At 75.1% G+C, this 8243-nt stretch carries 7 protein-coding genes; 6 read left to right on the top strand and 1 reads right to left on the bottom strand.

All coding sequences use genetic code 11. The annotated features are described in order from the left end of the window. A partial coding sequence (locus tag BZZ08_RS37660) for a carboxyl transferase domain-containing protein (RefSeq protein WP_274543306.1) occupies positions 1 to 680 on the top strand: 680 nt, incomplete at its 5' end. Between the two features lie 62 nt (positions 681 to 742). Further along, complete coding sequence (locus BZZ08_RS39900) at positions 743 to 871, top strand: hypothetical protein (RefSeq protein ID WP_274543305.1); 129 nt, start codon at positions 743 to 745, stop codon at positions 869 to 871. 77 nt (positions 872 to 948) lie between these two features. Here BZZ08_RS39900 and BZZ08_RS37655 read toward each other — a convergent pair whose 3' ends face one another. Continuing rightward, the gene (locus BZZ08_RS37655; protein ID WP_104636635.1) at positions 949 to 4614 is read right to left on the bottom strand and encodes a S8 family serine peptidase; all 3666 of its coding nucleotides are present in this window, start codon (positions 4612 to 4614) and stop codon (positions 949 to 951) included. A 226-nt stretch (positions 4615 to 4840) separates the two neighbouring features. Between BZZ08_RS37655 and BZZ08_RS37650 the strand changes: the two genes are divergently transcribed. The 4 genes from BZZ08_RS37650 to BZZ08_RS37635 all read left to right on the top strand — a co-directional run. Next, positions 4841 to 5227: a CU044_2847 family protein gene (locus tag BZZ08_RS37650; RefSeq protein WP_198601933.1), complete on the top strand. Its 387-nt coding sequence runs from the start codon at positions 4841 to 4843 to the stop codon at positions 5225 to 5227. Next, the gene (locus BZZ08_RS37645; protein WP_104636633.1) at positions 5224 to 6879 is read left to right on the top strand and encodes a VMAP-C domain-containing protein; all 1656 of its coding nucleotides are present in this window, start codon (positions 5224 to 5226) and stop codon (positions 6877 to 6879) included. The genes BZZ08_RS37650 and BZZ08_RS37645 overlap by 4 nt, the downstream gene beginning before the upstream one ends. An 87-nt stretch (positions 6880 to 6966) precedes the next feature. After that, positions 6967 to 7995 carry an AAA family ATPase gene (locus BZZ08_RS37640; protein WP_104636632.1) on the top strand — a complete coding sequence of 343 codons (1029 nt, stop codon included), beginning with the start codon at positions 6967 to 6969 and terminating at the stop codon, positions 7993 to 7995. Next, a partial coding sequence (locus BZZ08_RS37635) for a hypothetical protein (protein ID WP_198601932.1) occupies positions 7995 to 8243 on the top strand: 249 nt, incomplete at its 3' end. The genes BZZ08_RS37640 and BZZ08_RS37635, both read left to right, overlap by 1 nt.

Genomic DNA, 8243 nt, shown 5'->3' with positions numbered 1-8243 from the left:
TGCCGGAGCCGCTGGGCGCGCGGGACCTGCCGGCCGACGGCTGGGACGCGGTGCGCAGGGCCCGGGCGCCCGGACGTCCGCGCGCGGGGGCGTACCTGGACGCCTACTTCACCGACCGCGTCGCCCTGTCCGGGGACCGCTGCGGCGGCCGGGACCCGGCGGGCATGCTGTGCGGCTTCGGCACGCACGCGGGGCGGACGGTGGCGTACGCCGCCCAGACGGGCACGGCGACCCGGCCCGCCGGGTACCGCACCGCGACCCGGCTGCTCCACCTCGCGGACCGGCTCGGCATCCCGGTGCTGACCCTGGTGGACACGCCGGGCGCGGCCAACGACGCGGAGGCGGAGCGGGAGGGGGTGGGTCCGGCGGTCGCGGACCTGTTCGGCGCCGTCGCCTCGGTGCGCACGCCGGTGACCACGCTGGTGATCGGCGAGGGCGGCTCGGGCGGCGCGCTGGCCCTGGCGGCGCCGGGCAGCACCTGGGCCACCCCGGACAGCTACTTCTCCGTCATCGCGCCGGAGCACGCGGCGGCGATCCTCAAGCGCCCGCCGCAGGAGGCCGAGGCGACGGCCGGTCAACTGCGGCTGCGTCCGCAGGACTTGGCCCAGCTTGGCGTGATCCGAACAAGCGAGCAGTTGTTCCCTGGAACAGGTGATCGTCGCTCTGAAGAGCGTATGTGACTGCAGGGACGAACGATACTTACGGTGTGCGAGCGACGGGCTGCAGACCGTAGTCGACGCACATGTCCCGAGTACGTCCCGGCGGGGCCCTGCGGGTCCCGCATCTGAACAGCGCAAGGAGCTGCACGATCATGAACCTTCTCACCGACATCCTCGCCGGCCTCGTCCACTTCGTCGGCTGGCTGGTCTGACGGTCCGAGAAACCGACGGCGCCGCCTCCCCGTCCCAGGGAGGCGGCGCCGTCCGCGTGCGGGCGAGCGGAGGCGGTCTACCGCACGGCCACCGCCCGCAGGATCTCCTGGGTGACGGAGCCGCCCCGGTCGTCGCGCGCGGAGGCCCGCAGCGAAACGTGCCCGGCGTCGCGCGGCACGCTCAGCGTCCCGTGCCAGGACGCCTTCCCGTCACCGCCGCGCAGCCCGACCCGCTGCCAGGTCTTCCCGTCGTCGTACGACACCTCCAGCTTCCCGCCGCCGATCGTGCCGGTGTCCGGGGCGCCCGCCACGTACCCGGCGCCGAGCCCGACCCGCAGCTTCTTCCCGCCGCGCACCTTCCCCGCGAGGTCGGTGTCCACGTCGAAGGAGAGGTTGATCAGCGGCAGGAAGGTCCACCGGTCGTCCGGCGTGGCCGCCGACCGGAAGGTCCACTCGGCGTGGCCCTTCGTCGCGAGCGGCCAGCGGGCCGCGTCCAGCGCGGTGTCGGTGACGAGCTGGTAGGTGTGCTCGTCGGCCGACGCGTCCGACACATACGCGGCGGAACTCGGCCCCTGGTCGGCCAGTTCACCGTCCAGGTACACCGACGTGGTCTGCGACATGCCGCTGCTCTCGCTCCACACGTCGCCGAAGCCGGTGTGGTCGGGTCCCGAGTCGCCCCAGCCGGGCGCGTTGAACTGGAGCCGGTTCCCGGCGCGCTGCTGTCCCCAGCCGAGCCCGGTGCCGAGGTAGGGGTGCCACACCGGCTTGAACCAGTTCAGCTCCGCGCGCGAGCCGCCCCGGTACGCGACCAGTCCGCCGCGCTCCTCCAGCGCCTCACCGGCGCTCGTCACGGTCTCGTGCCACAGCTGGCCGGGCCCGGTGGACACGTACTCGGTGCGTTCGGCGGGGTAGTCGATCCGCTCCCGGAAACCGAGGCCGATCGGGAAGGTGTCGGTGATCGAGTACCGGAACTCGCCGCCGCTCGACGGTTCGTCGCCGTGGTACCTGGTGTGCAGGACGGCGAGGTCGCGGTGGGCCGGCTCGTAGGTGAGGTCCCGGTCCGGCACGGCGCCGCGGTGTCCCTCGGACAGGTCGTACACGTAGGGGGTGTCGCGGGTGCCGGTCATGTCGGCCCGTCCGGCCTCGCGCAGCCGGGCGGCGTCGGCCGCGGAGACCGTGGCGATCTGGAGCGGTCGGTCGGCGTTGTCGTCGGTGCCCCACCAGGACATCAGCCGTCCCGGCGCGTCGTCGGTGACGAACAGCGCCTTGACGCCCGCTTCCTGCGCGGCCCGGGCGAGCGCGGTCGGTTCGGTCCCCGCGCTGAGCCGGGCGAGGACCGCCTTGCCGCGGACGCCGCCCGGGAAGGGTCCGGCCCCGACGTCCCCGGCGTCGACCAGGGGCAGCCGGGTGCGGCCCTCGATCAGGGTGCCGCCGGACTGGACGGTCGCCTCGCCGATCCCCTTGACCTCCAAAAGCGGCTTGCCGAGCCGCCACACGGTGCGGTACTCGAAGTCGCCCCGGGTGACCTTCTTCGTGGGGGCGGCGAAGACGCTGTCGTACGTCAGCGGCACCTGGACGGCGCCGAACAGGTCGGAGCCGTTCGCGCTGCGGTCGTACTCCATGAGGAGCTGCCGGGTCTCGGTGCGCTTGTCGACCTCGGCGCGGATCTCGCGCAGCGCGCGGCCGTCCAGGGTGATCTCGCGGTTCCGGTCGAGGGCGACCTCCGGTGCGGCGAGGAAGCCGAGGCCGAGGGAGTCGGCGCCGTGGCTGCCGCGCACGTCGAGGAAGGACGACAGGCTGTACGTCCCGCGCGGGAGGCGCAGTTCCAGCGTGCCGGAGTCCGGGACGTGCGCGGGGACGGGGTCGACGCCCTCGGTGAGCCGCTGGACGGTCAGGTCGGCCGGGGTCGCGGCGCCGGAGCGGTCCTTGACGTGCACGGTGAGCGTGTACCGCTCGTCCTCCTTGACCAGCCCGAACGCGGTGTGCGCGAGGGTCTTCCCGCTCGCGTCGGCCGCGACGATCTGTCCGCCGGTGGTGCCGACCGGCGCCTTGGCCCCGTCACCGGTGACCGTGGTGGCGGCGGTGCCGTGCGCGGGCACGGTGAGGGAGGTGTCGGCGAGGGTGGCGACGCCTTCGGGGGCGCCGCGCACGGACAGCTTCAACTCGACCGGCGCGTCGGAGTCGTTGGTGTACGTGAGCGTCCTGGTGACGGGCTCGTTGGACGCGTACGGCCAGGAGTAGAAGCCCAGGTCGGCGCTGCCGGTGGCGGTGAGGTCGGCCTCGACGGCGTCCGGCACGCTGACCCGGCCCGCGCCCGTCCGGTAGACGGAGGAGTCCAGTTCCTCGGACGTGGACATCAGCGCGTCCTTGAGCCGCGCGCCGCTCCAGTCGGGGTGCTCCTCGGCGAGCAGCGCGGCCACCCCGGCGATGTGCGGCGTCGCCATCGACGTACCGTCCATGCTGGTGTAGTCGCCGCTGCCCTCGGCGAGCCGGGAGCGGGCGGCGAGGATGCCGACGCCCGGGGCCGACAGGTCGGGCTTGAGCGCGTTGTCCCCGTACCGGGGCCCGGCGCTGGTGAACCAGGCGGCCTGGTCGGCGGAGTCGACGGCACCCACGGTGAGGGCGGCGTCGGCCGCGCCGGGCGAGCCTATGGAGGACGGGGCGCCGGTGTTCCCGGCCGCGATCACGAACAGGGCGCCGGTCTCGCGGGAGAGGGTGTTGACGGCCTCGGCCATCGGATCGGTGCCGTCGCTGGGTTCGGTGGAGCCGAGGCTCATGGAGACGATGTCGGCGTCCACGTCCCGGGCGGCCCACTCCATGCCCGCGATGATCTCCGACTCGCTGCCGGAGCCCCCGTCGTCGAGGACCTTGCCCACCGCGAGCGTGGCGCCGGGCGCGACGCCCTTCTCCTTGCCGTCGGAGGCCGCGCCGCTGCCGCCCACGGTGGAGGTGACGTGCGTGCCGTGGCCGTGCCGGTCGGCGACCTCCTCCCCCGGGATGAAGCTCCGGCTCCGCCCGATCCGCCCCGCGAGGTCGGGGTGCCCGGCGTCCACGCCGCTGTCCAGCACGGCCACGGTGACGCCCTTGCCGGTCAGTCCGGCCTCCCAGGCCGCGGGCGTGCCGATCTGCGCGTTGGACTCGGCCATGGCCGCGGTGACCCGCCCGTCGAGCCACACACCGTCGACACCGGCGCCGCCACGGGTGAATTCCCGCCAGAATTCACGCCCCTTGCCGGCCTCCACGGCGGCCCCGCGCACGCTGGGCAGCGATCGTGTCCGCTCGACGCCTCGCGGGGTGGCGGCCCGTGCGCCCTTGGCGTAGGTCACGATCAGCGGCAGCTCGCCGGTCTCGCTGTCGGCCAGCCCCTGCTTCAGCAACGCACCGACGTCGAAGAGCCGTTGGTCGAGGCTGCCGTCGCGCAGATACGGCAGGGCCTCGTCCGGTACGACGGTGGTCCGGCCGCCCGAACTGCTGGTGCGCACGGCCCCGGTGGCGCCCTCGGGCCGCTCGACCGTGACGGTCTTCCGGCCGCCGCCGAGGTCGGTGACGGTCACCCGGTCGCCGGTGACGAGGGTGACGGTGCGGGCCGCGCCGGCCGCGGTGGCCGTGCGGGCGGCCGCGGCCGGGGGGTGCGCCGGGTCGGGGGGCGGATCCTGCGCCGCCGCCGTCCCGGCCGGCAGCAGCGCGATCACGAGCCCCGCCGACAGGAGGGTCGCCCCGCGTCTGACTGGTCCTGTGCTCATCCACGTCTCTCTTCGTGTCGTCGTAGAGTGCTGTGACGAGTGCTGTGAGCAGTCTCAGGGGGCCCGTGGGGCAGAGGAGTTGACCGGAGGCGGCGGTTAGTCGCCCTGGCGGGTTTCCGCCAGCGGCCGGACGGACCGGCGGCGCGGAGCAGGACACGGCCGAGTACGGTCCGTCACAATGGTGCCGCGCACGGACACGTACGGCACACGGGGAGCGAGCGGCGTCATGGACGGGTTGGTCGAGTTCAAGACCGAGGACGGCGTACGGGTGGTCGTCGAGGGCGTCGAGGACGAGGACGGCGCCCGGCTGGTCTCGCGCGGCGACGGCCCGGCCCGCGCGGCCCGCACCTTCGAGGACTCGCTGGACGGCGTGCGGGCGGCGGCCTCGTCCGCGCTGCGGGTCTTCCGGGACGGCTCGCTCAGACCCGACGCGGTGGAGCTGGAGTTCGGGGTCAAGCTGAGCGCGGAGGCCGGCGCGGTCATCGCGAAGGGCTCGGCGGAGGGCCATCTGGTCGTGAAGCTGAGCTGGTCGCCCGAGCCGTCGCCGGCCCGCTCCGAGCCGGAGCCCGCTTCGACGCGTCCCGAGACCCCGGACACCGCCGCGCTGTCATGAGCGGTGCCGCGTGGCACGCCCGCGTCGAGTGCGGCAAGGAGGTCGGAGCCGGATTCCTCGTCTCCGCCCGCCGGTTGCTCACCTGCGCCCATGTCGTCCGGTGGGCCGACCGCGCGCCGGTGACGGTGACCTTCCCGGGGCGCCGGGAGCTGGGCGAGCTGTCCGGCACGGTCGCCGTGCACGGCGGCTGGCGGGACGGCGCCGCCGACCTCGGCGACCTGGCCGTACTGGAACTGGACCGCGAGGTGCCGCTCACCCCGGCCGCCTTCGCCCCGCCCGGCACGGAGCGGGCCGCACCCGTCCCCGAGCTGATCGCCTACGGCTTCCCCAAGGGGTACGACGAGGGCATGCTCGCCTCCTACCGGGCCCTGCCGGGACCGCTCATCTCCGACGAGTGGGTCCAGTTGGAGGCGGTCACGGCGCACGGGCAGCCGCTGGCCGCCGGGTTCAGCGGCGCGGCGCTGACGCTGGCCGACGGCACGGTCGTCGGCATGGTCTCCGCCGTCGCGGGCGCCCGGGACGTACGGGTCGGCCGGATGCTGCCCGTCGAGGTCATGGCGCGCTACTGGCCGGAGCTGGGCGAGCTGGTGCCCACCCCCGGCCACCGGGCGGACGCCCGCAGACGGCTGTACGCGCTGGTGCGCCGGGCCGAGGAGGGCGGCCCGGACTGCGACCCGAACCGGCTGTACGTCTCCGCCATGGACGCCTTCGACCCGCCGCTGCCGGAGGGCGGTTTCGCCTCCCTGCGGCAGGCCGCCGCCTATGTGCAGTGGGAGGTGCCGGACCCGGCGGCCGTGGCCCGGTTCGCCGACCGGCTGGCCGAGCGGCTGCACGCCCCGCCGCCCCGCCCCGCGACCTGGTCGCCCATCGTCGTGGAGATCGACCACAGCGGGGCGGGCGCCGACCAGGTCACCGTCGAGGTGTCCGCCTACCGGGACGGGCAGCGCCGCCCGGTGGGCTCGCGCCGGCTGGCCCGCGGCGCGGTGCGCTCCTACGTCCAGGAGCGCATCGACGAGGCGTTCACCCAGCTCGACCCGGGCGCCGACGAACTGCTCACCTTCGTGCTCCCGCGCGAGTGGCTGAACGAACCGGTGGCGCACTGGGAGTGCGGGGAGGACGACTCCACGCCGCTGGGCTGCGCCTACCCGCTCGTGGTGACCGACCGGTACCGCCACCGCAGCGGACGCCTCCGCCACCAGCTGCGCAAGAAGTGGCGCAGGCTCGGCTCCGGCCCGGGCGGCAGGCTGCACCGCGTGGACTGCGGCACCCGGGAGCGCCCGGCCGGGCTGCGCAAACGGCTGCGGGACGACGCGGAGCTGGCCGGTTTCGCCACCCCGCCCTCGGCCGCGCCGGAGTACTTCGAGGTCGGCCTCAACCTCCCGGTCCCGGTGCTGCTGTGGCCGCGCCGGGACTGCCCCGGCGACGAGGGACCCGACGGCCGCTGCGCCGGCACGGCGTTCCTGGACGAGCTGGCGGCGTCCGTGGCGGGCGTGCCGCCGGCCGAACTCCCCCGCCTGGTCAGGGAGCTGCGCGAGACGGCGGACGCGGCGGACGCCCCGGACGAGCACTGGGCGCGGGACGTCCAGCTCCTGTGGGACGACCCCCGCTGCTTCGCCGAGCCGCCCGCCCTGCTCCACTCCCCGGTCGGCTGAGCCGCCCGCCGCGCCCATGCACCGACCCACGACCCTGACGAACCGACCGCCGTACCGACCGCCGTACCGACCGCCCGGAGAGAACCCATGCCCCTGTGGCCCGTCTACACCGGCGCGCCCCACCCCCACGACGGCATCACCCGGCTGCCCCCGCCCCCGCCCTGGCGGGCCTTCGACGGCGGCCCCGTGCTCGATCCGCCGGACGCGGACGACGACGCCGCGGCCGCCTCGCCCGACCGGGCCCACCGGGCCACGACCTACCAGGCCACCGAGGACACGGTGCAGTTGGTCAACGCGGCCCTGTACCTGCGGCGTCCGCTGCTGGTCACCGGGCCGCCCGGCACCGGGAAGTCGTCCCTGGCCTACGCGGTCGCCCGTGAGCTGCGGCTCGGCCCGGTCCTCAGGTGGAACATCACCAGCCGCAGCACCCTGGGTGACGGTCTCTACACCTACGACCCGCTCTCCCGCCTCTACGCGGCGCGCCACACCACGCAGCCGTCCGGCGCCCCGGCCCCCGCCGCCACGGGCGTCGAGGACCACCTTCGGCTGGGCCCGCTCGGCACCGCCCTGCTGCCCTACGCCCGACCGCGCGCCCTGCTGATCGACGAGATCGACAAGAGCGACCTCGACCTGCCGAACGACCTGCTGCACGTCCTGGAGGAGGGCCAGTACGAGATCCCCGAACTCGTCCGGGCCGCCCGGGACGCCCTCGGCCCGCACGCCGAGGTCCTGATCGACGGCGCCGACCGGCGGGTGCCGGTGGAGCGCGGCCGGGTCCGCTGCAACGCCTTCCCCTTCGTCGTCCTCACCAGCAACGGCGAGCGCGAGTTCCCGCCCGCCTTCCTGCGCCGCTGCGTCTCGCTGCGGCTGCGGCAGCCCGACGACGACCACCTCGCCGAGATCGTCCGCGCCCACCTGGGCGAGCCCGACAGGTACGCGCGTCAGCTGATCCACCGGTTCCTGTCCCGGGTGGGCAGCGGCGAACTGGCCACCGACCAGCTGCTCAACGCCATCTACCTGGCCCGTTCCTCCGGTCTGGGCGCCGACTCCCTGGACGAGCTGGCCGAGCAGCTGATGCCGTACCTCGGCCGGTCCGCGCAGCCCGACGCCTTCTGATGCCCACCGACCGCCCCGGCGCACCGGACCCCGAGCCCCTGCCCCGCCTCGCCGACATCCTCGGCCGGGCGGCGGCCACGGGCGCCCGCCCGACCCCGCTGGAGCTGGCCGAACTCCTGTGGCTGGCCGGACGGATGGAGCCCCCGGCACCGGACCCGGCGGACCCGCCGGACGGCCCGGCGTCCGGGACGCGGCCGGACGAGCCGCCCCCGGCCCGTGCGGCCGCCCCGGAGCAGCACCGGGACCGC

The sequence above is a fragment of the Streptomyces sp. MH60 genome (assembly GCF_002939385.1).
GTDB lineage: Bacteria > Actinomycetota > Actinomycetes > Streptomycetales > Streptomycetaceae > Streptomyces.
Note: the sequence above shows the minus strand (reverse complement) of the source record. Positions and strands in the feature narration are given on the sequence as shown.

Coding starts and splice junctions, on each gene's coding strand:
- BZZ08_RS39900 (WP_274543305.1), top strand. CDS start 743: ATGTCCCGAGTACGTCCCGGCGGGGCCCTGCGGGTCCCGCATCTGAAC.
- BZZ08_RS37655 (WP_104636635.1), bottom strand. CDS start 4,614: ATGAGCACAGGACCAGTCAGACGCGGGGCGACCCTCCTGTCGGCGGGG.
- BZZ08_RS37650 (WP_198601933.1), top strand. CDS start 4,841: ATGGACGGGTTGGTCGAGTTCAAGACCGAGGACGGCGTACGGGTGGTC.
- BZZ08_RS37645 (WP_104636633.1), top strand. CDS start 5,224: ATGAGCGGTGCCGCGTGGCACGCCCGCGTCGAGTGCGGCAAGGAGGTC.
- BZZ08_RS37640 (WP_104636632.1), top strand. CDS start 6,967: ATGCCCCTGTGGCCCGTCTACACCGGCGCGCCCCACCCCCACGACGGC.